The sequence below is a fragment of the Streptomyces sp. SID5464 genome, assembly GCF_009862985.1.
Taxonomy (GTDB): domain Bacteria; phylum Actinomycetota; class Actinomycetes; order Streptomycetales; family Streptomycetaceae; genus Streptomyces; species Streptomyces chartreusis_D.
Window position 1 is genome coordinate 48,613 of record NZ_WWIQ01000058.1, and the last position, 24,876, is coordinate 73,488.

At 69.5% G+C, this 24,876-nt stretch carries 21 protein-coding genes and 2 pseudogenes; 12 read left to right on the forward strand and 11 right to left on the reverse strand.

Annotated features, from left to right (window positions below; all coding sequences use genetic code 11):
* Positions 1–15: 15 nt before the first annotated feature.
* The 3 genes from GTY47_RS28290 to hemL all read right to left on the reverse strand — a co-directional run bounded on the left by GTY47_RS28290 (position 16) and on the right by hemL (position 3,439).
* On the reverse strand, positions 16–1,281 hold the full coding sequence (locus tag GTY47_RS28290; RefSeq protein WP_010043427.1) for a hypothetical protein: 1,266 nt from the start codon (positions 1,279–1,281) through the stop codon (positions 16–18).
* Between the two features lie 143 nt (positions 1,282–1,424).
* The gene (locus tag GTY47_RS28295) at positions 1,425–2,126 is read right to left on the reverse strand and encodes a histidine phosphatase family protein (RefSeq protein WP_010043429.1); all 702 of its coding nucleotides are present in this window, start codon (positions 2,124–2,126) and stop codon (positions 1,425–1,427) included.
* On the reverse strand, positions 2,123–3,439 hold the full coding sequence (gene hemL, locus GTY47_RS28300; protein WP_010043432.1) for a glutamate-1-semialdehyde 2,1-aminomutase: 1,317 nt from the start codon (positions 3,437–3,439) through the stop codon (positions 2,123–2,125). The genes GTY47_RS28295 and hemL overlap by 4 nt, the downstream gene beginning before the upstream one ends.
* A 488-nt stretch (positions 3,440–3,927) precedes the next feature.
* Here hemL and GTY47_RS28305 point away from each other — a divergent pair, with 488 nt between their 5' ends.
* Entirely contained in the window at positions 3,928–4,365 is a 438-nt protein-coding gene (locus GTY47_RS28305; protein ID WP_003974483.1) for a hypothetical protein, read from the forward strand.
* 968 nt (positions 4,366–5,333) lie between these two features.
* Here the strand turns inward: GTY47_RS28305 and GTY47_RS28320 are convergent.
* On the reverse strand, positions 5,334–6,854 hold the full coding sequence (locus GTY47_RS28320) for a multicopper oxidase family protein (RefSeq protein WP_231911137.1): 1,521 nt from the start codon (positions 6,852–6,854) through the stop codon (positions 5,334–5,336).
* 534 nt (positions 6,855–7,388) lie between these two features.
* On the opposite strand from GTY47_RS28320, the gene GTY47_RS28325 reads away from it, so the two are divergent.
* The 4 genes and pseudogenes from GTY47_RS28325 to GTY47_RS28335 all read left to right on the forward strand — a co-directional run bounded on the left by GTY47_RS28325 (position 7,389) and on the right by GTY47_RS28335 (position 9,953).
* Positions 7,389–7,856 (forward strand): DoxX family protein, encoded by a 468-nt coding sequence (locus GTY47_RS28325; RefSeq protein WP_199784622.1) that lies wholly within the window; start codon positions 7,389–7,391, stop codon positions 7,854–7,856.
* A gap of 281 nt (positions 7,857–8,137) precedes the next feature.
* A pseudogene (locus GTY47_RS41280) lies at positions 8,138–8,254 on the forward strand (arsenate reductase ArsC); the annotation flags it as partial.
* Positions 8,255–8,381: 127 nt separating this feature from the next.
* Positions 8,382–9,035, forward strand: a pseudogene (locus tag GTY47_RS28330) (M15 family metallopeptidase).
* Between the two features lie 111 nt (positions 9,036–9,146).
* Positions 9,147–9,953: a GNAT family N-acetyltransferase gene (locus GTY47_RS28335; RefSeq protein WP_010043447.1), complete on the forward strand. Its 807-nt coding sequence runs from the start codon at positions 9,147–9,149 to the stop codon at positions 9,951–9,953.
* 50 nt (positions 9,954–10,003) lie between these two features.
* Here GTY47_RS28335 and GTY47_RS28340 read toward each other — a convergent pair whose 3' ends face one another.
* From GTY47_RS28340 to GTY47_RS28355, 4 genes are all read right to left on the reverse strand, one after another.
* Positions 10,004–11,080 carry a LacI family DNA-binding transcriptional regulator gene (locus GTY47_RS28340; protein WP_231911138.1) on the reverse strand — a complete coding sequence of 359 codons (1,077 nt, stop codon included), beginning with the start codon at positions 11,078–11,080 and terminating at the stop codon, positions 10,004–10,006.
* A 194-nt stretch (positions 11,081–11,274) separates the two neighbouring features.
* Positions 11,275–12,693, reverse strand: coding sequence for a HAMP domain-containing sensor histidine kinase (locus GTY47_RS28345; protein WP_010043451.1), 1,419 nt, complete (start codon positions 12,691–12,693; stop codon positions 11,275–11,277).
* Positions 12,694–13,413, reverse strand: a complete 720-nt coding sequence (locus tag GTY47_RS28350; protein WP_078602905.1) for a response regulator transcription factor — start codon at positions 13,411–13,413, stop codon at positions 12,694–12,696.
* 117 nt (positions 13,414–13,530) lie between these two features.
* The gene (locus tag GTY47_RS28355) at positions 13,531–14,607 is read right to left on the reverse strand and encodes an LLM class flavin-dependent oxidoreductase (protein ID WP_010043461.1); all 1,077 of its coding nucleotides are present in this window, start codon (positions 14,605–14,607) and stop codon (positions 13,531–13,533) included.
* A gap of 95 nt (positions 14,608–14,702) precedes the next feature.
* On the opposite strand from GTY47_RS28355, the gene GTY47_RS28360 reads away from it, so the two are divergent.
* Positions 14,703–15,038, forward strand: coding sequence for a YnfA family protein (locus GTY47_RS28360; protein WP_010043463.1), 336 nt, complete (start codon positions 14,703–14,705; stop codon positions 15,036–15,038).
* Between the two features lie 26 nt (positions 15,039–15,064).
* On the opposite strand, the gene GTY47_RS28365 is transcribed toward GTY47_RS28360, so the two are convergent.
* Complete coding sequence (locus GTY47_RS28365) at positions 15,065–15,499, reverse strand: nuclear transport factor 2 family protein (protein ID WP_010043464.1); 435 nt, start codon at positions 15,497–15,499, stop codon at positions 15,065–15,067.
* 126 nt (positions 15,500–15,625) lie between these two features.
* Here GTY47_RS28365 and GTY47_RS28370 point away from each other — a divergent pair, with 126 nt between their 5' ends.
* Together GTY47_RS28370 and GTY47_RS40460 are read left to right on the forward strand one after the other, a co-directional pair.
* Positions 15,626–16,402 (forward strand): SDR family NAD(P)-dependent oxidoreductase, encoded by a 777-nt coding sequence (locus tag GTY47_RS28370; protein WP_010043466.1) that lies wholly within the window; start codon positions 15,626–15,628, stop codon positions 16,400–16,402.
* On the forward strand, positions 16,402–16,554 hold the full coding sequence (locus GTY47_RS40460; RefSeq protein WP_010043468.1) for a hypothetical protein: 153 nt from the start codon (positions 16,402–16,404) through the stop codon (positions 16,552–16,554). Before GTY47_RS28370 ends, GTY47_RS40460 begins: the two co-directional genes overlap by 1 nt.
* 6 nt (positions 16,555–16,560) lie before the next feature.
* On the opposite strand, the gene GTY47_RS28375 is transcribed toward GTY47_RS40460, so the two are convergent.
* Entirely contained in the window at positions 16,561–17,754 is a 1,194-nt protein-coding gene (locus GTY47_RS28375; protein ID WP_010043470.1) for an RtcB family protein, read from the reverse strand.
* A gap of 171 nt (positions 17,755–17,925) precedes the next feature.
* Between GTY47_RS28375 and GTY47_RS28380 the strand changes: the two genes are divergently transcribed.
* The 3 genes from GTY47_RS28380 (at position 17,926) to GTY47_RS28390 (ending at position 21,137) form a co-directional block, all read left to right on the forward strand.
* Positions 17,926–18,744 carry a hypothetical protein gene (locus GTY47_RS28380; RefSeq protein ID WP_010043472.1) on the forward strand — a complete coding sequence of 273 codons (819 nt, stop codon included), beginning with the start codon at positions 17,926–17,928 and terminating at the stop codon, positions 18,742–18,744.
* A gap of 118 nt (positions 18,745–18,862) precedes the next feature.
* Positions 18,863–19,756, forward strand: a complete 894-nt coding sequence (locus GTY47_RS28385) for a DUF3558 family protein (protein WP_029181422.1) — start codon at positions 18,863–18,865, stop codon at positions 19,754–19,756.
* A gap of 115 nt (positions 19,757–19,871) precedes the next feature.
* Positions 19,872–21,137 (forward strand): DUF2637 domain-containing protein, encoded by a 1,266-nt coding sequence (locus tag GTY47_RS28390; RefSeq protein ID WP_029181423.1) that lies wholly within the window; start codon positions 19,872–19,874, stop codon positions 21,135–21,137.
* A gap of 43 nt (positions 21,138–21,180) precedes the next feature.
* Here the strand turns inward: GTY47_RS28390 and lysS are convergent, their stop codons facing one another.
* The gene (gene lysS, locus GTY47_RS28395; protein WP_010043478.1) at positions 21,181–22,929 is read right to left on the reverse strand and encodes a lysine--tRNA ligase; all 1,749 of its coding nucleotides are present in this window, start codon (positions 22,927–22,929) and stop codon (positions 21,181–21,183) included.
* 149 nt (positions 22,930–23,078) lie between these two features.
* Here lysS and argS point away from each other — a divergent pair, with 149 nt between their 5' ends.
* On the forward strand, positions 23,079–24,851 hold the full coding sequence (gene argS / locus GTY47_RS28400; RefSeq protein ID WP_010043481.1) for an arginine--tRNA ligase: 1,773 nt from the start codon (positions 23,079–23,081) through the stop codon (positions 24,849–24,851).
* Positions 24,852–24,876: the final 25 nt, after the last annotated feature.

Consider the following 24,876-nt stretch of genomic DNA (forward strand, 5'->3'; position numbering starts at 1 on the left):
GCGGAAAACCGCATTTCAGGCAGCGTTCCGGGAGGGTGTGGCGGCACCCTGCGGGGCCTTCTCGACGAACCCCTTCCAGCCACCGGCCGGTTGCTGCCCGACGTCGAGCGTGCGGAGCTTTTCGAGCACCTCGGGCTTCTGCACGTCCAGCCAGTCGACGAACTGCCGGAAGGAGACGAGACGCACATCCGCGCCCTTCTCCTTCTCGCGCGCGATGTGCTTGAAGGCCTCCTCCACGGCGTCCATGTAGATGCCGCCGTTCCACTGCTCGAAGTGGTTGCCGATGAAGAGGGGTGCCCGATTAGTCTCGTATGCCCGCTTAAATCCCTGGATGTACGCCTGGGCCGACTGCTGCCGCCAGCCCGGGTAGTTGTGCGCCGGGGCCTTCGTGGTGCTGATGGACTGGTTCGCCAGCATGTTGTAGTCCATGGAGAGGACCTCGAAGCCACGACCGGGGAAAGGTATCTGCTGCAACGGCAGGTCCCAGATCCCCTGCCGCTTCACCGGCCACACCTGACGGCCGCCGGGCGAGGAGGCGTCGTAGCGCCAGCCCAGCTCGCGGGCGGTGGGCAGCAGGTTGTCCTGGCCGAGCAGACAGGGCGTACGGCCGCCGACGAGCTCCTTGTCGTAGTCGAACGGCAGCGACGGCAGGTCCCTCCAGCCGGTGTTGGTGCGCCATTCCTTCACGAAGGACTTCGCCTGGTCGATCTCGCTGCGCCACTGCCGGGGCGTCCAGTTCTTGACCGAGCCGTAGGCCTCGCCGCAGAAGTGCCCGTTGAAGTGGGTGCCGATCTCGTGGCCCTCCAGCCACGCCCGGCGGACGTTCTTCAGCGTCTCCTTGACGTGCTCGTCGGTGAGGTAGCCGATGTCGGAGGCGCCGCGCGGGTTGTTCGGCGGGTCGTAGAGGCGCTTCTTCGACTCGGGCAGCAGGTACAGCCCGGACAGGAAGAAGGTCATGCTCGCGCCGTGCTCCTTGGCGAGGTCCAGGAAACGCGGGAAGAGCCCGTTGCCGACCTCGCCGGCGCCGTCCCAGGAGAACACCACGAACTGCGGCGGGGTCTGACCCGGCTCCAGCGGCTCGGGCCTGGCGGGCTGGTGGGGCTGCTTGCCGGTGTAGGCGGTGGAGCCGTCGCCGATGGGCCGGGCGGTCGGCTTCGGCTTCGACCCGCCCTGTGCGGATTCCCCGGAACCACCGGCATGGCTGGACCCGTCCGACCCGGTGAGTCCGCCGCACCCGGCGAGCGAGACGGCGGCCGCGGCCCCCGCGCCGATTCCGAGCATTCCCCTGCGGGAGTAAGGGCGCATTGCATCCCCGTTCATCGCGTTCTCTGGTGGTCATCCAGTCAGAGGACGTGATGAACAGGGAGGTTCCGCTGATATTTGCAGATTCCGTAACGAAGCGATCAGAAGCGAACGGAAAGGGCTTACGCGCCGAACGCCTTGTCCTTCCCCTTCGCCGGCTTGGCACCGGCGAGGAGATGCGCCGGGACGAGATCGCGGGCCGGCTCGGTGTAGCCGACGGAAACGATCCGGTCGCCGCGGTACGTGAAGGTCGTCAGCGAGGCGAGCGTGCACTGCCGCTTGCGCGGGTCGTGCCAGAGCCGCCGCCGCTCGACGTACGACCGCACGATCCAGATCGGCAGCTGATGGCTGACCACGACGGCCTCGTGCCCCCGGGCCCGGTCCTTCGCCGCGCTCAGCGCGTTCATCATCCGCACGACCTGGTCGACGTACGGCTCGCCCCAGGACGGCCGGAACGGGTTGACCAGGTGCTTCCAGTTCCCGGGCTTGCGCAGCGCCCCGTCCCCGACGCCGAACGTCTTGCCCTGGAAGATGTTCTCGGCCTCGATCAGCCGCTCGTCGGTGGCGAGGTCCAGCCCGTGCGCCTTGGCGATCGGCTCCGCCGTCTCCTGCGCCCGCTCCAGCGGCGAGGCGACGACGTACGTCACATCGCGCGCCGACAGGTGCTCGGCGACCCGGTCGGCCATGCGGCGGCCCAGCTCGGAGAGGTGGTAGCCGGGCAGCCGCCCGTAGAGGATGCCGTCCGGGTTGGCGACCTCGCCGTGCCGCATGACGTGGACGACGGTGATGTCGTCGTTCGTCCCCTGGGGCGTCTCGTTGCTCATGCCGTGGCCTCCGCGGCAGCTCGGGCCGCCGCCGGGAGGGCGTCGGCGATCCGCTGCACGGCCCGCTCGTCGTGCGCGGTGGAGACGAACCAGGACTCGAAGGACGACGGCGGCAGGTAGACGCCGCCTGCGAGCAGCGAGTGGAAGAAGGCGGTGAAGCGGAAGGACTCCTGCGCCTTGGCGTCCTCGTAGTTCCGCACGGGCCGGTCGGTGAAGAACACGGAGAACATGTTGGAGGCGTTCTGGAGCGTGTGCGCGACACCCTCCTTGGTCAGGGCCTCGGTGACGAGCCCCTGGATCTGTGCGGAGACGGCGTCGACCTTGTCGTAGGCGGCGTCGTCGAGGAGGCGCAGCTGGGCGAGACCGGCCGCGGTGGCCACCGGGTTCCCGGACAGCGTGCCGGCCTGGTACACGGGCCCGGCCGGGGCGAGGTGCGCCATGACGTCCGCGCGCCCGCCGAAGGCCGCTGCGGGGAAGCCGCCGCCCATGACCTTGCCGAACGTCATGAGGTCGGGGCGGACCCCGTCGACCCCGAACCACCCGGCCCGGCTGGTCCGGAAGCCGGTCATGACCTCGTCGGAGATGTAGAGGGCGCCGTTCTCGGCGCAGAGGTCCTTGAGGCCCTGGTTGAAGCCGTCCGCGGGCGGTACGACGCCCATGTTGCCCGGGGAGGCCTCGGTGATCACGCAGGCGATCTCGCCGGGGTGGGCCGCGAAGGCGGCGCGTACGGCGTCGAGGTCGTTGTACGGCAGGACGATGGTGTCCCCGGCCTGGGCGCCCGTGACGCCGGGGGTGTCGGGCAGCGCGAAGGTGGCGACGCCACTGCCCGCCGCGGCGAGCAGCGAGTCGACGTGCCCGTGGTAGCACCCGGCGAACTTGATCACCTTGCTCCGCCGGGTGAACCCGCGCGCGAGCCGGATCGCGGACATGGTCGCCTCGGTCCCGCTGGACACCAGCCGCACCTGCTCGACCGGCTCCACCCGGGCGACGATCTCCTCGGCGAGTGCGACCTCGCCCTCACCGGGCGTACCGAAGGACGTACCGCGGGCGACGGCGTCCTGCACGGCGGCGATGACCTCGGGGTGCGAGTGCCCGAGGATCATGGGCCCCCAGGAGCACACGAGGTCGACGTACTCCCTGCCGTCGGCATCGGTCAGATACGGCCCCTTGCCGGACACCATGAACCGCGGTGTGCCGCCGACTGCGCGGAAGGCCCGCACCGGCGAGTTCACGCCACCTGGTGTGACGGCCGCCGCACGGTCGAACAGAGCCTGCGAGGCCGGTGCTTCATACGGATATGCCAGTTCGCTCATGACCTGCGACTTCTCCGACCTTCTCCGACGTCGTCGGGATCCGGGTGTGAGTGACCTGTTCAGGGTAGGACAGTGCCCTGCGAGCGGTCCCCGAACCTCTGTCGTCTGCGAGACTGGGGCGTGATACACACAGCTCAAACGGCCCAGGGTGGTCGGAGGCTGCGAAGATCCCGCGGACAGATGTTTCAGCGCACGTTTCGGCGAGCGGCCGCGGGGGAGGTCACTGACACGATGATCGGGTTGCGCGGCGGGGGCGACGCGTCCTAGAAAAGCAGTCGGGTGGAGATATGCATCGCGGTGGCGGACTGGGCGAGGGGACTGATGACCTGGGTCCTCGACGTGCCCGGCGGGGAAGGCACCGGCGCGAAGCGGAGGACACGCAGGAAGCACGTCAGACGCAGGGGCTGCCGAGTGAACCGGACCGGCTCGACCGCCGTACTGAACGCCGGATGGACGATCTTCGGACGGGGAGCAGGAATGGTGGTCGGGTGGGGGTGACGTACAAGTACTTCGGCGCGCCCGACGGCGCGACCGCGGCCCGCGTCCCGATCTCGATGCGTCCCGAGGAACTCGGCGGCGACGAGCTCGGTATGAACGGCATGTTCACGAAGATCAAGCCGGAGACCATGGCGGCGATGGTCCTGACGGGCATCGAGGGCGTCCCCCTGCACAAGGTGCCGCCCCTGGAACTGGTCGTCCTGCACCCCGACTACGCGGTCGTGAAACTCCCGATGACCGTCGTCGACCCCCTGCGGGGCATCGGCGAGGAGGCGGTGGGCGCGGCGGCCTTCATCTGGTCGACGGTCCCGGACCGGGGCGGACCGCGGGACGCGTTCAACGTGTACCAACTGCTGCACGAGTGGCAGGACTTCAGCCATCGGCTGCATGAGGCGGGGCATCAGCCGTACTGCCTTGTTTGGCCCTGATCGGCTCTGAGCTGGGGTTTCTTGCGGATCGGGCGGGGTCTTCGGGCCTCGCCCTTTTTGGTGCCGGGAGGGGCCGTCAGGCGGCCAGGGCACATTGCGGGCACATTGGTTTTGCTGGGGGTGCTGATGTGCCCTGGGCGGCGGGCGGGCCGCCGTCGTCTTCCGCCTCGGCTTCCGTTTCCGTTTCCGTGAAGGCGTCGTCGATCCACCTGCAACGACTCGCTGGCCTCCTTCCCGAAGTCAGCCGGCGCTATCGCCTCGGCGGTGTCGAGTCCCAGTTCCGCCACCTGATGCGCGTGGCCGTCTCCGTACGCGAAGGCGCCATCTCCTCCTCCACGCTGCTCAAGCGGCTGCGCTCCGGTTCGCGGAAGAATGCCACCTACACGGCCTTCCGGGAGGTCGGCCGGGTGATCCGTACGGTGCAGCTGCTGCACCACCTCTCGGATGCGCCACTGCGCCGGCGGGTGACGGCGGCAACCAACAAGGTGGAGTCGTTCAACCGGTTCTCCCAGTGGATCGGCTTTCGGCAACCGCGGCGTCATCGCCGACAACGACCCCATCGAGCAGGAGAAGGCGATGAAGTTCAACGCCCTGCTCACGAACGCGGTGCTCTTCCACAATGCCCTGGACATCGCGGAGATCGCCCGTCAGCTACTGGAGGAAGGGTGGGGAGATCGCCCCGGAGGACCTGGCCCACATCTCGCCGTACCTGACCGAGCACATCAACCGGTTCGGCGAGTACTCCACGCACGAACTCGGCATCCAGCCCGACGCATACGACCCGAAACTCGACGTCGACTTCATCCCGCTGCGAGCAGGATCTGACCGCCGTCGGCCTCGACCAGGCCGCCTGACGGTGACGTGCCTTCAGCGACGCAGGATGCTGACGCCTCCCTGCCCAGGATCGGGGCGTCCTCGCATCCTGAGCCTCCGGCGCCCGCCGGCGCCCGCCGGCGCCGGAGGGTTGGTTATCGGGCGGCGATGACGTTCAGGTAGCCCATCATTCCGGTGTCCTCGTGTCCGGTGATGTGGCAGTGGAAGAACCATTTCCCGGTGAAGTCGGTGAAGCGGATCCGGATCACCACTTTTCCGGGCTTTCCGTTGACTGCGTGGGGGACGCTCACGCCGTCCATGTAGTCGGCGTGGGGCTGGGCGACGCCGTTCACGCTGAGGACCTGGAACGGCGCGACGTGGAGATGGAACGGATGATTCTGCTGAGCCTTGTTCGTGAGCGTCCATTCTTCGACCGTTCCGAGAGTGGCCGGTTCAGCGAAAGTCGGTTTCGTGTGGTCGAACAGCTTGCCGTTGATCCAGAAGTTGTTGCCGCGGTCGTCGTTCAGGACGATGCTTCGGGATCGGGCGATGGGTTCTTTGGACAGATCGGGGTGGGATCCGGGAAGCGGACCGGTGATCTGGGGCGAGGTGGCCATGCCCGGCCGTCCTGCGGTGGCGGCCGGCCCCGCATTCCCGCTGTCCTTCTGGACGTTGACCTTCATGAGGGGGGTGTCGGGGTATTCGTCGCCGGCACCGTTGAAGGGGTCGGGCCCGGTCTTGTGGGCGAGGGTTCTGAGCCAGGTCGATCCGGTGGCTCCGGCGGTCACCAGGACGTCGAAGCGTCTGCCGGGCGGCATCAGAAGGTGCTTGGCCCGGGCCGGCGCCGCGGCGGGAATCCCGTCCTGGTTGACGACGGTGAAGGTGCCGCCGTCGAGCTGGAGGTCGTAGGCGATGGCGTAGCCTTCGTTGGCGATGCGCCACAGCTGGGTTTCCCCGGCCTTCATGGTCAGCGTGGGCTGGTATTGGCCGTTGACCAGCCGGACCGTCGGCTCTGCGGGCTCGAGGACCCCGTCGGGGTAGACGATCGAGCTGGATGAGCTGATCTGGGTGTCCTTGAGCGCCAAGGTGTGAGCGGTGATCCCGCGGTAGGCCGGTGGCAGAGTTTCGCGGCTGTCCCCGACGATGATGGTTCCCGACAGCCCCGCCCCGATCTGGCTCTCAGTTCCATTGCAGCGAACGTTCGCGGGTGCGGGGCTCTTCGCGGGTGCGGGGCTCATCGTCATCCCCGGCATCGGACGGCCGTTCCCGTCGCACATCTCGTGGTCGTGGTACCAGTACGTTCCGGGTTCCTGGTTGGCGGGAATGTCGAGGTGGTAGGTCTGAATCTGCCCCGGCTTAACGGACAGGTCGATGTTGTCCGCGCTTCCCTTCGGGGACAGGTGCATCCCGTGGTAGTGCAGGTTGGTTGACGTGCCAAGGTGATTGGCCAGTTTCAAGGTGACACGCTGGCCTGGAACCACATGGAGGGTCGGCCCGACGAGACTTCCGTTGTAGGTCTCCGCGAGGACCTTCTTGCCCGAGATCATCACCTCTTTCTGCACCGCAGTCAGCTGGACCGTCAGCTCCTTCGGGGTCGCCGTGTTGAGGTCGGGCGGTTCCACCAGCGCAGCGCCGGGAACCATGCCGGCCGCCTGCTCTTTGGTCGTCGGCAGCAACTTTCCCTTGGGCGGCGCGGGCGGCAGTCCGGTAAACGCCGGATCTGGCTCTCCGGTAGCCGCCGGGTGCGAGTGCGGCTCTGCGCTCTGGCAGCCTGCGAGGCAGACGGACAAGAGAGCGGCCGCGACAGCGACTGCTCCGAGGCGGGTGACGCGCGATCGAGGCGCGGTCGAGCGTGCGGACAAAAGGCTTTCCTCACTGGGCGGCGGAGCAGATGCGCTCCTCCTGAACGGGAAGAACATCAAGACCCCGAATCGGGCGCCTGGCCTTCGTGGCGGTGGCCTTCCTGACCGTGGCCTTCCCAGGGGTTCTTGGGGAGTCCTCGGGGCTTGGAAGAAGGGCTGTAGGGCCCCTCATGGCGTGGTCGTCCTGGAGTCGGACTCAAGACTCGAACAGGAGACGGTGGAAAGGGATCCGGCACCTGGCCGGAACCACCCCGCCGATCGGCGGGGCTGAAGCGGAAGATCGGCGGATGCCAGCCGCCCCGTCACGCATCGAAGCTGGAGTTGCACGAAGCGAATGGAGCGATGGTCATGCATGTCGGATTGCTGGGGTTGCGGGTGTTCTTCGGGCTGGTTCTGGCCTCGCATGGGGCGCAGAAGCTGTTCGGGTGGTTCGGGGGCGACGGGGTTGCGGGGACCGCCGCGGCGTTCGAAACGATGGGGTTTCAGCCGGGGAGGCCCTTTGCGGTGATCGCGGGGCTGACTGAAATGAGTGGCGGGCTGCTGCTGGCCGCTGGTCTGGCGTTCCCGCTGGCCACGGCCATGGTCATCGGGGTGATGATCAATGCGGTCAACGCCTCGTGGGGGTCCGGGTTCTACGAGGGGACCGAGACGCCGATGCTCTTCGCGGCCGTCGCCGTGGCGCTCGCCTTCACCGGGCCGGGACGCTACGCACTGGACGCTGGACGTCCCTGGCAGCGCACCGGCACACGGTGGGCGCTCGGGTCGGTCGGTCTCGGTGTGGCGACAGCCCTGCTGACCCTGTTGATCAAGGGTTAGATCTTGACCCCGGCCAGGTGGCCCAGGGCGACAAGCACGATCACCGACGGCAGATCGTCGACAGCGATCTTCGACCGAATCTCCACTGCTTCTGGCTCAGACCACCGCCAAGACTGTTTCACAGGTCCTCGCTCGTGAAACACCCGGCCGCCCGGCGGTCCACCTGCGGCGACCATGTTTCATGAGTCGTTGCAAACGACTGGACGTCTGAAGCACCCTCAGGAAACAGTCCGGGCTTGTGAGCGACGACTTCAAGCGCGTGGAATCGCACGACTGCCCCCCCGGGTAAGCGGTACCTCGACTGGAACCTCGACGACCCCGCCGACAAAACCGCTGCCGACGTCCGCCCCATCCGCGATGAAATCGAACGCCGCGTCCGCGGACTCCTCGACGAGCTCGACGCCCTGGCACAGCCCGTGACAACGTACGCGCCCACATCCCCGACGCCCTCCGACTCGCCGCCTCCGGAAAGGTCACCCCCGAACGGGTCGTCTGCGTGGGGCGACGCTGCGTCATGATCAGCGCATGACCGAGATCGTGCTGATGTCAGATCCCAGAGTCGCGGCAGTCCCCGTCGTCGACTGCGGTGAAGAGCTGCTCGACGTCAGGGCGGGGAAGTCCATTGCCGTCGACCCACGGAGGGAAGACGGGGCGGGCGCCTAGGCGCACCTGCGGGAGGGGGTCCTGTCCCGCCTTCTGAAAGCTCAGGAGTTGCTGCCGGACGGCGTTCGTCTGTTGTTCGTCGAGGGGTACCGGCCGTCCGCCCTCCAGCGTCTCTACTTCGAGCGGTACTCCGGCGCACTGCGGGCGGACCACCCCGACTGGTCGGCGGAACGGGTGCGTGACGCCGCGAGCCGCTACGTGTCACCGCCGGAGATAGCTCCCCACAGTGCCGGCGCGGCGGTCGACCTGACCCTCATGTCCGCCGACGGGCGGGAACTCGACATGGGGACGCGGGTGAACGCCAATCCGGAGGAGAGCGACGGCGCCTGCTATACGCACGCCCCCGACGTCCCGCCCGCAGCACGCGGCAACCGGCGGCTCCTCGGCGACGCGCTGACGGCCGCGGGCCTGGTCAACTACCCGACGGAATGGTGGCACTGGTCGTACGGCGACCGGTACTGGGCCCTTGCCACCGGCGCGGAGCACGCGATCTACGGCGCCTGTGAGCGGACTTGAGTCATGACGCCCCGAAGGATCCAGAAGAAGGATGAGGCAGCCCCGGGGAGGGCAGTACGTGTACTGGGCGCGGGCGACTCCCGTGCCGTGTCGCCGACCTGGGGGGAACTCATGCGCGATCTCGCGGACTCGATCGAATCGATGGAGCAGCTCGCCACCGTGTGGCGGGTCATGGTGCTCGACCGGGATCCGCAGGCGGACGTCCGCGATCTGCCGGGGATCGCCGTCCGCTGGGCCGACTGCCGGTTCGCCTTCTGGAACTGCGTCACGCTGACCGAACCCGGCACCACCGCCGGGCTGCTGAAGCAGCGGCTGAACGAGGTCGCGGAGATCATGCGGTCGAAGAAGTGCCCCGGTTTTCTGTGGGTCTTCGAGGATCTGCTGGACGACGAGGCGCGCGCGGGGCTGGGGGACGCCGCCGAGCGAGCCGGGCTCGTGCACGCCTTTCCCGGTACGGGCATGGCGGGGAATCTGCTGCCCCTTCCCGAACCCGCCCACCCCGACCTGACGTTCGTACGCGTGACCACCGACGAGCAGCTGCGGGCCTTCGCCGACATCAACTCGCGTGCCTACGGCTTCCCGTTGGAGGACGGCCGTGACGGTCTCGGCCGCTCCTCGATCTGGAAGAGCCAGGTGCACGCCTACCTGGGCGTGCGCGCCGACGGCACCCCCGTGACCTGCGCCGCCACCGTCGAGGCCGACGGCCGCCTCTTCGTGCTGCTCGTCGCCACCGATCCGGCGTGGGAGCGCCGGGGATACGGAGAGGCCGTGACGCGGAAGGCCCTGTACGAGGGTGGCCGGGCCACCGGGCTGACCCGGGCGACCCTGCACGCCACCGCCGCGGGCGCGCCCGTGTATCCGCGCATCGGCTTCGAGGCGAACTCCCCGATGCACTTCTTCGCCCTCGCAGAGGCCTGACGCGGGTCTCCCGGCGGCGCGTGCCGCACGCGCCCCCGCCCCGCGTCACCTCACTCCCCGGGTGCCGGCCCGCCGGTCCGCTCCCCCTCGTCCCGGGCCCGGGACCGGGCCACCGGCGCGGTCGTCGCCCGCGGGATCACATACGTCGGCAGCACGACGTGCCGCACGTGATCCGCCTCGGGGTCGTCGATGAGCTTCAGGGCCAGCTCCCCGGCCTCCCGGCCCATGTCCGACGGTGACTGGGCGACCGTGGACAGGTCGAACCAGTCGGCCAGCGGCTGGTCGTCGAAGCCGAGGACGGAGATCCGCTCGGGTACGGCGACCTGCGTCCTGCGCAGGTTCCAGATGAGGGCGACGGCGAGCTCGTCCTGCTCGGCGAAGACGGCGGTGGGCGGCTCGCGCAGGCTGAGCAGCATGCCGAGCACCTCGGCGGCGGCACGCTTGTCACCGACCCGCGTGGACACCACCAGGTCGTCGTCGAGCGGGACCCCCGCTTCGGTCAGCGCCTGCTGGTAGCCCAGCAGCCGTTCGTCGGAGCTGAAGGAGAAGCCGCTCGCGCCCGCGGTCTGGACGAAGGCGATCCGGCGGTGGCCGAGGTTGAGCAGGTGCCGGGTGCCGTGCAGGGCGCCGGCCACGTCGTCGACGTAGACGCTGGGCCGTCCCTGGACGTGCTGGCTGACGTAGATCACCGGCATGTCGAGGTCGTCCAGCCGCGCGGTCTCCTCGTCGGTGAGGTCGAAGGAGAACACCAGGAGCGCGTCGGCGTTGCGGCGTGCCGGGAGGTGCTCGAAGAACGCGGTGCGCTCGGCCAGGTCGGGGATCTCGTAGACGTTCAGCTGCATGCCGGCCGCCCGCAGCAGCGGGGCCAGGCTGGACAGGGCGGCTCCCATGAACCAGGAGTTGAGCGTCGGGACCAGCACCGCCACCGTCCCGGTCCGGCCCGTGACGAGGCTTGCGGCCTGCCGGGACACGGCGAAGTTCAGCTCGCGCGCGGCCTTCTCGACGCGGGCCCGCACCTCCGGCGAGACCGTGGACAGGCCGCGCAGCGTGCGCGAGACGGTGGATGTGGAGACCCCGGCCCGTTCCGCGACGTCGGCCATCGTGGGGTGCCGTTGAGCTGGAGGCATGGGCGGACGGTAACACAGGAATTCGCTCTCCGACCCGCCGATGTGACAGCGCTTTCATGCGGATGCGACGCGAATGGGCAGCGATTACTCCCACGTAATGCATCTGCTTCGGCATGGCACGCCCCTGGCTTGCAAACGTTGTCCCACCGGCCTCGGCGAAGGTGGCCGGACGCCTCACACGGAGCCCGCCGGTGTCAGTCGAGTCCCCCGCCCACCGTGAACCCGATCACCGTCCCGCCCCCTTCCCGCCGGAACGCGAACGGCGCTCCACCGTGCGCGAGTGCCACCTCCCGGACGATGGACAGGCCCAGTCCGGAGCCCGGCAGGGAGCGGGCGTCGGCGGCGCGGTAGAAGCGGTCGAAGACGCGGTCGAGGTCCTTGTCGGCGATGCCGGGGCCGCGGTCGAGGACCTCGACGCGGATCGTGCCCGGCCGGGCGGGCCCGGCGACGACGATCTCGACGGGGGCCGTGCCGGCCTGGTCGAACTTCACCGCGTTCTCGACCAGGTTGGACAGCGCCCGGGTCAGCATCCCGGGCCGTCCGTCGGTGGTGGTGTCGCCGCTCGCACGGAGCAGGATCCGCCGGCCGCTGCGGCGCCGGGCGAGGCCCGCCACCTCCTCCGCGATGTCGGCGACGTTCACCCGCTGCGGCGGCTCGGTGTCGGACTGCCCGGCCGCGAGGTCGACGAGCTCGTTGACCAGGTCGGTCAGCTCCCGGGCCTCCTGGCCCAGATCGGCGACCAGTTCCTCGCGGGACCCGGGCGGGAGTTCGTCGATCCGGCGGAGCAGGGAGATGTTCGTACGCAGGGAGGTCAAGGGCGTACGGAGCTCATGGCCCGCGTCCTGGACCAGGCGGCGCTGGTCCTCCTCGGACTGGGCGAGCCGCCCCAGCATGCGGTCGAAGGCCCGGCCCAGCCGGCCCACCTCGTCGTGACCGGCGACGGGCACCTGGATGCCGAGCCGGCGGGTGCGGGCGACGTCCTCGGCGGCGTCGGTCAGGACGACCAGGCGGCGCGTGATCCGCCGGGCCAGCCACCAGCCGAACAGGCCGGCGGCGATCACGACGGCGGCCATCAGCAGGAGCGTCCGCCGCTGGAGCGCCCGCAGCAGGTCCTCGACGTCGCTGAACTCCTGCGCGACCTGCACCGCGCCCCGGCCGCCGCCGAGGGAGACGGTCGCGACGCGGTAGACGTCGTTGCCCACGTCGACGTCCTTGTGCTCGGCCACCCGCCCGGACGTCGCAGCCCCGGCGATCCGTACGTCGGCGCCGGTGACCGGCAGCCCGGGGCTGCCCGGGTCGACGACATGGCCGTCCGGGCCGAGCACCTGCACATCGGTACGGGCGGGCCGGACGAGGTCGTGGCCCGGCGCGGCGGACGAGAAGTCGCCGGGCGTCATGCGGTTCTGCCGCACCTCGTCGCGCAGGTCCTGCACGACCTCGGCGAACACGGTCTGCTGGTCCACCCGCACGAGCCGGGCGGCAGCGCTGTACGACAGGATGCCGACCAGGATCGTCACGGCCGCCGTCACCGCCGCGAACGACACCGCGAACGTGGTGCGCAGCGAGACCAGCTTCGGCCGCCGCCCGCCCACCAGCCGGCGGAGGCGGCTCACTCAGTCCTCCCGCAGCACGTAACCCACGCCACGCACCGTGTGGATCAGCAGGGGCGCGTCCGGCTCGTCGAGCTTGCGGCGCAGATAGCCGACGTAGACGGCGAGGTTCTTCGAGCCGGGGCCGAAGTCGTAGCCCCAGATGCGGTCGTAGATCGTCGAGTGGTCGAGGACGATGCCCGCGTTGCGGACCAGCAGCTCCAGCAGTTCGAACTCGGTGCGGGTCAGCTCCAGCTCGCGCGCGCCCCGCCAGGCCCGGCGCGCCTGGGGGTCCATGCGGATGCCGGCCGCCTCGATGAACCGCTCCGGGAGCGGCTTGGGCGCCTCGGCCGCCGGTGTGCTCCCGGCGCCCACCGGGCTGGTGCGGCGCAGCAGGGCGCGCAGCCGGGCGAAGACCTCCTCCACGTGGAAGGGCTTCACCACGTAGTCGTCGGCGCCCGCGTCCAGGCCGGCGATCCGGTCGGCGGTCTCCACGAGGGCGGTCAGCATCAGGATCGGCGTCCGGTCGCCCTCGGCGCGCAGCACGCGGCACACCTGGAGCCCGTCGATGCCGGGCATCATCACGTCCAGGACGAGGACGTCCGGACGGTTGCGGTGGGCCTGCGCCAGTGCCTCGACACCGTCGGCGACCGCCATGACCTGGTAACCCTCCAGGGTCAGGGCGCGCTCCAGGGCGTTGCGGATGGCGCGGTCGTCTTCGGCGAGCAGCACTGTTTGGGACACGCGTCCAGTGTGCCCCGGCGCCGGGCCTACGGGGTCGGATGAGCTGCGCCGGAGCGTCCTTCTTACTGCCCTCTCACCAGGGGTCACGCAACCGCGGCCCGGGGGCCTACCGTCCTCTCACCCTCGGGTCCCGGCGAGCCGGGCCGCGTGCGTCGGCGCGTCCGGGACGTCCGCCGGGCGGCCCACGGCGAACTCCTTGCGCAGCACCGGTACGACCTCCTCGCCCAGCAGGTCGATCTGCTCCAGCACGGTCTTCAGCGGCAGCCCGGCGTGGTCGACCAGGAACAGCTGGCGCTGGTAGTCGCCGGCGTACTCCCGGAAGGCCAGCGTCTTCTCGACGACCTGCTGCGGGGAGCCGACGGTCAGCGGCGTCTGCGCCATGAAGTCCTCCAGCGACGGCCCGTGCCCGTACACCGGTGCGACGTCGAAGTACGGCCGGAACTCGCGCACGGCGTCCTGCGAGTTCCGCCGCATGAACACGTGCCCGCCCAGCCCGACGATCGCCTGCTCGGGCGTGCCGTGCCCGTGGTGCGCGTACCGGGTCCGGTACAGCTCGACCATGCGCCTGGTGTGCTCGGCCGGCCAGAAGATGTTGTTGTGGAAGAAGCCGTCGCCGTAGTACGCGGCCTGCTCGGCGATCTCCGGCGAGCGGATCGACCCGTGCCAGACGAACGGCGGTACGCCGTCCAGCGGGCGGGGCGTGGCGGTGAAGCCCTGCAACGGCGTACGGAACTTCCCCTCCCAGTCGACGGCCTCCTCGCGCCACAGCCGGTGGAGGAGGGCGTAGTTCTCGATCGCGAGCGGGATGCCCTGCCGGATGTCCTGCCCGAACCAGGGGTAGACGGGCGCGGTGTTGCCGCGGCCCAGCATCAGGTCCACCCGGCCGTCGGCCAGGTGCTGGAGCATCGCGAAGTCCTCGGCGATCTTCACCGGGTCGTTGGTGGTGATGAGGGTGGTGGCGGTGGAGAGGATCAGCCGCTCGGTGCGGGCGGCGATGTGGCCGAGCATGGTGGTCGGGGACGACGGCACGAACGGCGGGTTGTGGTGCTCACCGGTGGCGAAGACGTCGAGGCCGGCCTCCTCGGCCTTGAGCGCGATGGCGACCATCGCCTTGATGCGCTCGCGTTCGGTCGGCGTGCGGCCGGTGGTCGGGTCGGGCGTGACGTCGCCGACGCTGAAGATCCCGAACTGCATGATCGCTCACCCTCCAGGTTGTTTACCCTTCAACCATACCTGCGGGGCGGACTGTGCCGAGCGAGTGCCACACCCCGGCGTGCGAAGCTGCCCGCATGCAGATCGTGCGTTCCGCCGCCCTCTTCGTCCTCGCCGCCCTGCTGGAGATCGGCGGCGCCTGGCTGGTCTGGCAGGGCGTGCGCGAGAGCAGGGGCTGGCTGTGGGCGGCCGGCGGCGTCCTCGCGCTCGGCGCGTACGGCTTCGTCGCGACGTTCCAGCCCGACGCCCACTTCGGCCGCGTCCTCGCCGCGTACGGCGGGATCTTCGTCGCCGGTTCGATCCTGTGGGGCGTGGTCGCTGACGGCTACCGCCCGGACCGCTGGGACGTCACGGGCGCACTGGTCTGCCTCGCGGGCATGGCGGTGATCATGTACGCCCCGCGAGGAAACTGATCGGCCTCCCGGCCCCGGCCGGGGCCTCAGAACGGCTCGTCGGGCAGCAGCCCCAGCTGCCCCAGGAAGTCCATCTCGTCGAAGTACAGGCGGTAGTCGACGATCCGGCCGTCCCGCACGGTGGCGATGTCCACCCCGCGGATCCTGATCTCCTTCTGCGTCGGGGGCAGCGTCTCGCCGTTGGGCAGCTCCAGCGGCCCGGTGTTCCGACCGCTGAAGATCCCCTCGTCGATGGCCGTGTCACCGACCTCGTAGGAGTGCAGCGACCGGAACGTCGCCTCGGGGATCGCCTCCGTCATCGTCCGCCAGTACTCGACGATGCTGTCGCGCCCGCGCAGCTCGCCCTCGTCGGGGGTGAAGGCGACCGCGTCCTCGGCGTACAGCTCGCTGATGACCTTCAGATCGGCGTGCGTGGTGACCGCGTCGGTGAGCCGGTCCATGACCTCACGTGCCTCGCCCATGATCCACCTCCGGTGGTGCCAGGGGATCACCCGCCCTCATTCTCCCACCGCCGGGCCCGCCTATCCTGGCCGGAAGCCCTGGGCCGACGCCGGCCCGACCCCGCACACCACGTCCGAGGAGCTCCCATGGCCACCGCCGCCCCGTCCGCAGCCTCCCGCATCGCCGTCGTCACCGGTGCGAGCAGCGGAATCGGCGCCGCCACGGCCCGGCAGCTCGCCGCCGCGGGCTACCGCGTCGTCCTCACCGCCCGCCGCAAGGACCGCATCGAGGCGCTGGCGGAGGAGATCACCAAGGCGGGTCACCAGGCCACGGCGTACGCCCTCGACGTCACCGACCGCGCGGCGGTCGACGAGTTCGCCACGGCCTTCAAGACGATCGGCGTGCTGGTCAACAACGCGGGCGGCGCGCTCGGCGCCGACCCGGTCGCGACCGGTGACCCGGCCGACTGGCGCCAGATGTACGAGACGAACGTCATCGGCACGCTCAACCTCACCCAGGCCCTGCTGCCCAAGCTGATCGCGAGCGGCGACGGGACGGTCGTGGTCGTCTCCTCCACCGCGGGCCACGGCACCTACGAAGGCGGCGCGGGCTACGTCGCCGCCAAGCACGGCGCGCACGTCCTCGCCGAGACGCTGCGCCTGGAGATCGTCGGCCGGCCGGTCCGCGTCATCGAGATCGCCCCCGGCATGGTCAAGACGGACGAGTTCGCCCTGACCCGCTTCTCCGGCGACAAGGAGAAGGCGGAAAAGGTCTACGAAGGTGTCGCCGAGCCCCTCACGGCCGACGACGTGGCCGACACCATCACCTGGGCGGTCACCCGCCCCAGCCACGTCAACGTCGACCTCGTCGTCCTCCGCCCCCGCGCCCAGGCCTCCAACACGAAGGTCCACCGGGAACTGTGATGCCCGACGCCGACCGGGAACGGGAAGCGCGGCGCCTCGCCCAGGAGACGAAGAACGAACGCCACATGTGGTGGTGGCTCGCCTACTTCCTCTTCGGCATCCACATCGTGGCGTTCGTCATGATCTACGCGGTGATGCACGCGCCGAAGTAGGAGCGGTCAACCCTTCACACAGACGACCTGCTTCAGCTTCGCCACGACCTCCACCAGGTCCCGCTGCTGGTCGATGACCTGCTCGATCGGCTTGTAGGCGCCCGGGATCTCGTCCACGACGCCGGAGTCCTTGCGGCACTCCACGCCCCGCGTCTGCTCCTCCAGGTCCTTCGTCGAGTACCGGCGCTTGGCCGCGTTGCGGCTCATGCGCCGGCCCGCGCCGTGCGACGCGGAGTTGAAGGACTTGTCGTTCCCGAGGCCCTTCACGATGTACGAACCCGTGCCCATGGAACCGGGGATGATCCCGTACTCGCCCGAGCCGGCCCGGATCGCGCCCTTGCGGGTCACGAGCAGGTCCATCCCGTCGTAGCGTTCCTCGGCCACATAGTTGTGGTGCGCGCTGATCTCCGGCTCGAAGACCGGCTTGGCCTTCTTGAACTCCTTGCGGATCACGTCCTTCAGGAGCGCCATCATGATCGAGCGGTTGTACTTCGCGTACTCCTGCGCCCAGTACAGATCGTGTCGGTACGCCGCCATCTGCGGGGTGTCCGCGACGAAGACGGCGAGGTCGCGGTCGACCAGGCCCTGGTTGTGCGGGAGCTTCTGGGCCACGCCGATGTGGTGCTCGGCCAGTTCCTTGCCGATGTTGCGGGAACCGGAGTGCAACATCAGCCAGACAGAACCAGTCGTATCTGTGCAGACCTCGACAAAATGGTTTCCTCCGCCGAGCGTTCCTATCTGCTTTCCGGCACGTTCCTGACGGAACTTGACCGCCTCCGCCACCCCGTCGAACCGCCCCCAGAAGTCCTCCCACCCGGCCGTACCGAAGCCGTGCAGCCGCCCCGGGTCGACGGGATCGTCGTGCATCCCCCGCCCCACCGGGATCACCTGCTCGATCCGCGACCGCAGCCGCGACAGGTCCCCGGGCAGGTCGTTCGCCGTCAGGGAGGTCTTCACCGCGGACATTCCGCAGCCGATGTCGACGCCCACCGCCGCCGGGCACACCGCACCCTTCATGGCGATGACCGAGCCCACCGTCGCACCCTTGCCGTAGTGCACGTCCGGCATGACGGCCAGGCCCTTGATCCAAGGCAGCGTGGCGACGTTCCGGAGCTGCTGGAGTGCGGAGCCCTCGACCGCGGCCGGGTCGGTCCACATCCGGATCGGCACTTTCGCACCAGGTATCTCTACATACGACATAGCGTCCTCAATCCCCCGTGAACGAGTAAAGGTCTTCAACAGCAAATACCGGAGCCAAGGTCGACGAAAGGGAAACCGGACCGGCGTCCACGGCAGTGCGTGCGATACACATTGTGTTCATCGGCCGCCCCGCGGCGGCAAGCCAATATCCGCGTCGAGAGGAGCCACCACGTGCAACGGAAGGCGTACGCACCAGGTATCGCCGCGCTCCTCGCGGCCCTGCTGGCCGGCTGCACCGGCGGCTCCGGCGACGGCGGCCCGACGGACGACTCCAACCCGGGCGACACGGGCACTGCTTCGGCCGCCGCCGAGCCGGGCCGGTACCGCACGCTGCCCGAGCCCTGCGGCGCGGTGAGCGACGGTTCCCTCGACGAACTCCTGCCGGGCATCCGGCAGATCACCGACGAGGACCAGCGCGAGAAGGCGTACGAGGGCCAGGCGACGGTCACGTACGACACCGACCGCAAGGTCGGCTGCCAGTGGAAGGTCGACGCGCAGCAGGCCACCGACCATCTGCTCGTCGACTTCGAACGGGTCGTCTCCTACGACAACGCGGTCAGCGACGACAGCCAGGCCGAGCAGCTCTTCGCGGAGAAGGAGGCGGCGGCCCACCTGCCGGAGCCGACCGCCACCGAGTCGGTGACCCCGGGCAGCACCCCGGCCGGCGGTGCCGCCACCACTGCGAGCGGCACCCCCTCCCCGTCCGGCACCTCGTCACCCTCGGCGTCCGCCTCCGCCACCCCGACCGAGCTCCAGCCCCGCGTCCTGGAGGACGTCGGCGACGAGGCCTTCCTCGACGACGAGCTGAACAGCTCCGGTTCGACCGCCAAGCAGCGGACGGTGACTGTGGCATTCCGCACGTCCAACGTCATCGTGACCATCGAGTACGCCGAGCAGCCGGCCACCGTCGGCGTCGTCCCGGACAGCAAGGAAATGCAGGACAGGGCCCGGAAACTGGCCTCGCAGCTGGCCGATTCGCTGAGCGACTGAGGCCCCTTCACGCCCCCTTCACGCGCACCCGCAAAGCACCCGAAGGAAGAACACACGGCTGCCTCACCGCGTACGGTGACCACTCGGACCCGTTCCGACCGCAGGAACCACGAGCGTCATGAGTGAAGGAACCATGCAGCTACGAGCACAGCGAGACCAGCGCAATCAGCGAGCGAAGCGACTCCACCGCGTCCTTGTCTGCGCGGCCGCCGTCCCCGTGGTGCTGGTCGCCGCCGGCTGCTCCTCGGACTCCGGCTCCGGCGACAGCACGGACAAGGCCGCCAAGGCCGCCGCCTCGGCGTCCGCGAGCCCGTCGCCGACCGTGCAGGCGGCGGCGTACGGCAAGCTTCCGGAGGCCTGCAAGACGCTGTCGAAGAAGACGCTGAAGGACCTCGTCCCGGAGAGCAAGTCCGGCAAGGAGGGCAAGTCGGACGACATCTCGGCCCGCGCCAACTGCTCCTGGAACAGCCTCGACAACAACGGCGTCAAGGGCTCGCAGTTCCGCTGGCTGAACGTGTCGATGCTGCGCTTCGAGTCGGACGTCACCCGCGGCCCGGCCGACAAGCAGGCCCAGGAGTACTTCGAGAAGCAGGTCCAGGACGCCCAGGCCGTGGAGGGCGCCAAGAGCACCAAGTCGGAGCCGGTGCCGGGGACCGGCGACGAGGCGACGGCCGTGCGCTACGAACTGAAGAAGAAGGAAGGCACCTTCAAGCAGCAGACGGTCGTGGCACGCGTCGAGAACGTCGTCGTCACCCTCGACTACAACGGCGCGGGCCTGGCCGGCGACAAGAGCCCGAGCGCCGACGACCTGATGAAGGACGCGAAGAAGGCCGCCAAGGAGGCGGTGGCGGCGGTGTCCGACGCGAACGGCGCGGGCGGCGGCAAGGCGAGCGGCGCCCCGTCCAAGTCGCCGTCCAAGTCCCCGTCGAAGTCGGCCTCCAAGGACGCGTCCGAGGAGCCCGCGAAGGAAGCCTCGGAGTCGCCGTCCAAGAAGCCCGCGGCGAAGAGCTGAACATCCCCGACCGGAACCGGCCACCCGTCCTCCGCACACATGTGCCACCCTGTTGCGCGCAACAACACGCAAGGGGAGGGGAGTACGGGTGGCCGCGCCACTGCAGCTGACTCGGATGCACCGCGTTCTCATCGGTGTGGTCGTGGCCGGCGCCGTGATCATCGCCGGAATCGGCTTCGCCGGTTCGTACGCGGCCGTCCGCGAGTTGGCCCTGAAAAAGGGCTTCGGGAACTTCTCCTACGTCTTCCCGATCGGCATCGACGCGGGCATCTGCGTCCTGCTGGCCCTGGACCTGCTCCTCACCTGGATCAGGATCCCCTTCCCGCTGCTGCGCCAGACGGCCTGGCTCCTGACAGCGGCGACGATCGCCTTCAACGGCGCCGCGGCGTGGCCGGATCCGCTCGGTGTCGGCATGCACGCGGTGATCCCGATCCTGTTCGTGGTCGCGGTCGAGGCGGCCCGGCACGCGATCGGCCGGATCGCCGACATCACGGCGGACAAGCACATGGAGGGCGTCCGCCTCACCCGCTGGCTGCTCTCCCCCGTCCCGACGTTCCTCCTCTGGCGCCGCATGAAGCTCTGGGAGCTCCGCTCCTACGACCAGGTCATCAAGCTGGAGCAGGAACGTCTCGTCTACCAGGCCCGGCTGCGTTCCCGCTTCGGACGGGCGTGGCGCAGGAAGGCCCCGGTGGAGTCCCTGATGCCGCTGCGGCTGGCCAGGTACGGGGTGCCGCTGGCAGAGACAGCTCCGGCGGGCCTGGCAGCGGCAGGCATAGAACCGGCCCTGATCCCCCCGCCGCCACAGCCGGAGCTGGACGCGCCGGCCAGCCCAGCTGCGGGCAATCGTGCCGCTGGGGCGGCGCCCGTCCCACAGAGAGCGGCACCTCCCGGCGAGCAGCGCCTGGAACTCGACAGCAACCCCCACGCAGAGCACCCCGCATACGAACCCGGACCAGACCAGAGCCCTTGGTTCAACGCGCAGCGCGAGGTCGAGTACCAGGGCGGCTACGACCCGGCCTACGACCCCGAGCAGTACGCCCAGTGGATCGCGGAACAGCAAGAGGCCGAGCAGTACCAGACCCAGTACGAGCAGGAACCCACCCCGGAGGACACCGGCAGCTTCCCCATCCCGGTGGGCCCGAACCGCACCCGGGAGCTGGGCGACGGCGGCGGCACGCCCCCCGCGCCCGAGCCGGACGAGGAGTCCTACTACCAGGTCTTCAAGCAGTCGATCAACGGCAGCTACCCGACCCCGAACCAGCTCATCGACAACCTGGAAGCGGAATACGGCATCCGCATCGACACCACGGAAGCCAAGCGCATGGTCGACCGCTTCAGCAGCCGTCACTACAAGGAACTGGAAGAAGAGCACATCGCATGAAGAAGGGGCCCTGCGAACAGGGCCCCTTCTTCAACACCGGCGGCTACTCCCCGAGCAGGGCCCGCACCCGCTCCTGCCCCACCGCCAGCAGCAGCGTCGGCAGCCGCGGTCCCGTGTCCCGCCCCACCAGCAGGTGGTAGAGCAGCGCGAAGAACGCCCGCTGAGCCGTCTTGATCTCGGCCGGCAGCTCCTTGGGCGTCGCGTCCGCCGAGAACCCGGCCTGCACCTTGGGCACGCCGTACACCAGGTGCGTCAGCCCGTCGAGCGACCAGTGCTCGGCGAGTCCGTCGAGCAGCAGCCGCAGCGACTGCTGGGACGCCTCGTCGAGCGACTTCAGCAGCTCGGCGTCGGGCTCGTCCCGCACGATCGTCCGCTGTTCGGCCGGCACGTGCGTGTTGATCCAGGCCTCGGCCTTGTCGTACCGCGGCCGGGCCTCGTCGAGCGAGGTCAGCGGCTGCTCCGGGTCGAGCTCGCTCAGGATCCGCAGCGCCTGGTCCTCGTGCCCGGCGGTGATGTCCGCGACGGACGCCAGCGTCCGGTACGGCAGCGGCCGGGCCGTCCGCGGCAGCTCACCGGCGGCCGTACGCACCGCACGCGAGTGCGCGGCGACGTCGGCCGGCAGGGCGCTGCCGTCGGCGACCTTGGCGTCCAGCCGGTCCCACTCGTCGTAGAGCCGCTGGATCTCCTGGTCGAAGGCGACCTTGAAGGACTGGTTGGGCCTGCGCCGGGCGTAGAGCCAGCGCAGGAGCTGCGGCTCCATGATCTTCAGGGCGTCGGCGGGGGTGGGGACGCCGCCCCGCGAGGACGACATCTTGGCCATCCCGGAGATACCCACGAAGGCGTACATCGGCCCGATGGGCTGCTTCCCGCCGAAGATCCCGACGATCTGCCCGCCGACCTGGTACGACGACCCGGGCGACGAGTGGTCGACGCCGCTCGGCTCGAACACGACCCCTTCGTACGCCCACCGCATCGGCCAGTCGACCTTCCAGACCAGCTTGCCGCGGTTGAACTCGCTCAGCCGGACCGTCTCGGAGAAGCCGCAGGCGGTGCAGGCGTACGTCAGCTCGGTGGAGTCGTCGTCGTAGGACGTGACGGTCGTGAGGTCCTTCTCGCAGTTGCCGCAGTACGGCTTGTACGGGAAGTACCCGGCGGAGCCGGAGCTGCCGTCGTCCTCGCCGGCCGCGCCGGAGCCCTCGGCGGCCTCGAGCTCGGCCTCGTCGAGGGGCTTCTGCGCCTGCTGCTTCTTGGCCGGGGCCTTCTTCGTCCGGTACTGGGCGAGGATCGCGTCGATGTCGCCGCGGTGCTTCATCGCGTGCAGGATCTGCTCGCGGTACACGCCGGAGGTGTACTGCGCGGTCTGGCTGATCCCGTCGAACTCCACGCCCAGCTCGGCCAGCGACTCGACCATCGCGGCCTTGAAGTGCTCGGCCCAGTTGGGGTGGGAGGAGCCCTTCGGCGCCGGGACGGACGTCAGCGGCTTGCCGATGTGCTCCTTCCAGGCCTCCTCGTCGACCCCGGCGATGCCCTGGGGCACCTTCCGGTACCGGTCGTAGTCGTCCCAGGAGATCAGGTGCCGCACCTGGTACCCCCGGCGGCGGATCTCGTCGGCGACGAGGTGCGGGGTCATGACCTCGCGCAGGTTCCCGAGGTGGATGGGGCCGGACGGCGAGAGGCCGGACGCGACGACGACCGGTTTGCCCGGGGCCCGACGCTCCGACTCCTCGATGACCTCATCCGCGAAACGGGAGACCCAGTCGGTGGTCTCGGTGCTCTGAGCCACGATCGGCACGTCCTTCTTTCTGCATCGGGCAGCCGGTACGGTCGCACGGCTGACCGCACCATTGTCCCAGACCCCCTCGCGCCCGGAAAAACGGCTTTACCCCCATGGGATACTGGCCGTGTCTATCCATTCCCTCGAGGAGAACGGCACCCTTACCTATGGCCTCGGTCACGTCCCTCAGCGACTCCGTCCACCAGCGCCTCGCGGCGGCCCTGTCGGCGGCTCTGCCGCAGGCCGGCTCCGCGGACCCGCTGCTGCGACGAAGCGACCGGGCCGACTTCCAGGCCAACGGGATCCTGGCCCTCGCGAAGAAGGAGAAGGCGAACCCGCGGGAGCTGGCGACGCAGGTCGTCTCGCGGGTCGAGTCGGGTGACGTGATCAAGGACGTGGAGGTCTCCGGCCCCGGCTTCCTGAACATCACGATCACCGACCGGGCGATCACGGAGAACCTCGCCGCGCGCTACGCGGACGACACCGGCCGCCTCGGCGTGCCGCGCACCGAGCACCCGGGCACCACGGTGATCGACTACGCCCAGCCGAACGTGGCGAAGGAGATGCACGTCGGTCACCTGCGCTCCGCGGTGATCGGCGACTCGGTGGTGCAGCTGCTGGAGTTCACCGGCGAGACGGTGGTCCGGCGCCACCACATCGGCGACTGGGGCACCCAGTTCGGCATGCTCATCCAGTACCTGGAGGAGCACCCGCACGAGCTGGACCACCAGGACGGCGGGGACCTCCAGGCCTCCGGCGAGCAGGCGATGTCGAACCTGGACCGCCTCTACAAGGCCGCGCGCAAGTTCTTCGACTCCGACGAGGAGTTCAAGACGCGGGCCCGGCGCCGGGTGGTGGACCTCCAGGCGGGCGATCCGCAGACGCTGGCCATGTGGCAGAAGTTCGTGGACGAGTCGAAGATCTACTTCTTCTCCGTCTTCGAGAAGCTGGACATGGAGATCCGGGACCCGGACATCGTCGGCGAGTCCGGCTACAACGACATGCTCGCGGAGACCTGCCGCCTGCTGGAGGAGTCGGGCGTCGCGGTCCGCTCCGAGGGCGCGCTCTGTGTCTTCTTCGACGACATCAAGGGCCCGGACGGCAAGCCGGTCCCGCTGATCGTGCAGAAGTCGGACGGCGGCTACGGCTACGCGGCGACCGACCTGTCGGCGATCCGCGACCGTGTCTTCAACATCAAGGCGGACACGCTGCTGTACGTCGTGGACGCCCGCCAGTCGCTGCACTTCAAGATGGTCTTCGAGACGGCCCGCCGGGCGGGCTGGCTGAACGAGGACGTCAAGGCGGTGCAGCTCGCCTTCGGCACGGTCCTCGGCAAGGACGGCAAGCCGTTCAAGACCCGTGAGGGCGAGACGGTCCGCCTGGTCGACCTGCTGGACGAGGCGATCGACCGCGCGTCGGCGGTGGTCCGGGAGAAGGCCCAGGACCTCTCCGAGGAGGAGATCGCCGAGCGGGGCACCCAGGTCGGCATCGGCGCGGTGAAGTACGCGGACCTGTCGACGTCGGCGAACCGCGACTACAAGTTCGACCTCGACCAGATGGTCTCGCTGAACGGCGACACGTCGGTCTACCTCCAGTACGCCTACGCCCGTATCCAGTCGATCCTGCGCAAGGCCGGCGAGGCGCGCCCCGCCGCGCACCCCGAGCTGGATCTGCACGAGGCGGAGCGCGCGCTGGGCCTGCACGCGGACTCGTTCGCGGCGACGGTGGCGGAGGCGGCGGCGGAGTACGCCCCGCACAAGATGACGGCGTACCTGTACCAGCTGGCGTCGCTGTACACGACGTTCTACGACAAGTGCCCGGTCCTGAAGGCCGAGTCGCCGGAGCAGATCGAGAACCGCCTGTTCCTCTGCGACATCACGGCCCGCACGCTGCACCAGGGCATGGCCCTGCTGGGCATCCGGACACCCGAGCGGCTCTGACGCCCGAGCGCTGTGGCACCCGTGG

Coding starts and splice junctions, on each gene's coding strand:
- GTY47_RS28355 (WP_010043461.1), bottom strand. CDS start 14,607: ATGCAGTTCGGGATCTTCAGCGTCGGCGACGTCACGCCCGACCCGACC.
- GTY47_RS28340 (WP_231911138.1), bottom strand. CDS start 11,080: ATGCCTCCAGCTCAACGGCACCCCACGATGGCCGACGTCGCGGAACGG.
- GTY47_RS28375 (WP_010043470.1), bottom strand. CDS start 17,754: ATGTCGTATGTAGAGATACCTGGTGCGAAAGTGCCGATCCGGATGTGG.
- hemL (WP_010043432.1), bottom strand. CDS start 3,439: ATGAGCGAACTGGCATATCCGTATGAAGCACCGGCCTCGCAGGCTCTG.
- GTY47_RS28360 (WP_010043463.1), top strand. CDS start 14,703: ATGCAGATCGTGCGTTCCGCCGCCCTCTTCGTCCTCGCCGCCCTGCTG.
- GTY47_RS28390 (WP_029181423.1), top strand. CDS start 19,872: ATGCACCGCGTTCTCATCGGTGTGGTCGTGGCCGGCGCCGTGATCATC.
- GTY47_RS40460 (WP_010043468.1), top strand. CDS start 16,402: ATGCCCGACGCCGACCGGGAACGGGAAGCGCGGCGCCTCGCCCAGGAG.
- GTY47_RS28295 (WP_010043429.1), bottom strand. CDS start 2,126: ATGAGCAACGAGACGCCCCAGGGGACGAACGACGACATCACCGTCGTC.
- GTY47_RS28290 (WP_010043427.1), bottom strand. CDS start 1,281: ATGCTCGGAATCGGCGCGGGGGCCGCGGCCGCCGTCTCGCTCGCCGGG.
- GTY47_RS28365 (WP_010043464.1), bottom strand. CDS start 15,499: ATGGGCGAGGCACGTGAGGTCATGGACCGGCTCACCGACGCGGTCACC.
- GTY47_RS28370 (WP_010043466.1), top strand. CDS start 15,626: ATGGCCACCGCCGCCCCGTCCGCAGCCTCCCGCATCGCCGTCGTCACC.
- argS (WP_010043481.1), top strand. CDS start 23,079: ATGGCCTCGGTCACGTCCCTCAGCGACTCCGTCCACCAGCGCCTCGCG.
- GTY47_RS28335 (WP_010043447.1), top strand. CDS start 9,147: ATGCGCGATCTCGCGGACTCGATCGAATCGATGGAGCAGCTCGCCACC.
- GTY47_RS28325 (WP_199784622.1), top strand. CDS start 7,389: ATGCATGTCGGATTGCTGGGGTTGCGGGTGTTCTTCGGGCTGGTTCTG.
- GTY47_RS28385 (WP_029181422.1), top strand. CDS start 18,863: ATGAGTGAAGGAACCATGCAGCTACGAGCACAGCGAGACCAGCGCAAT.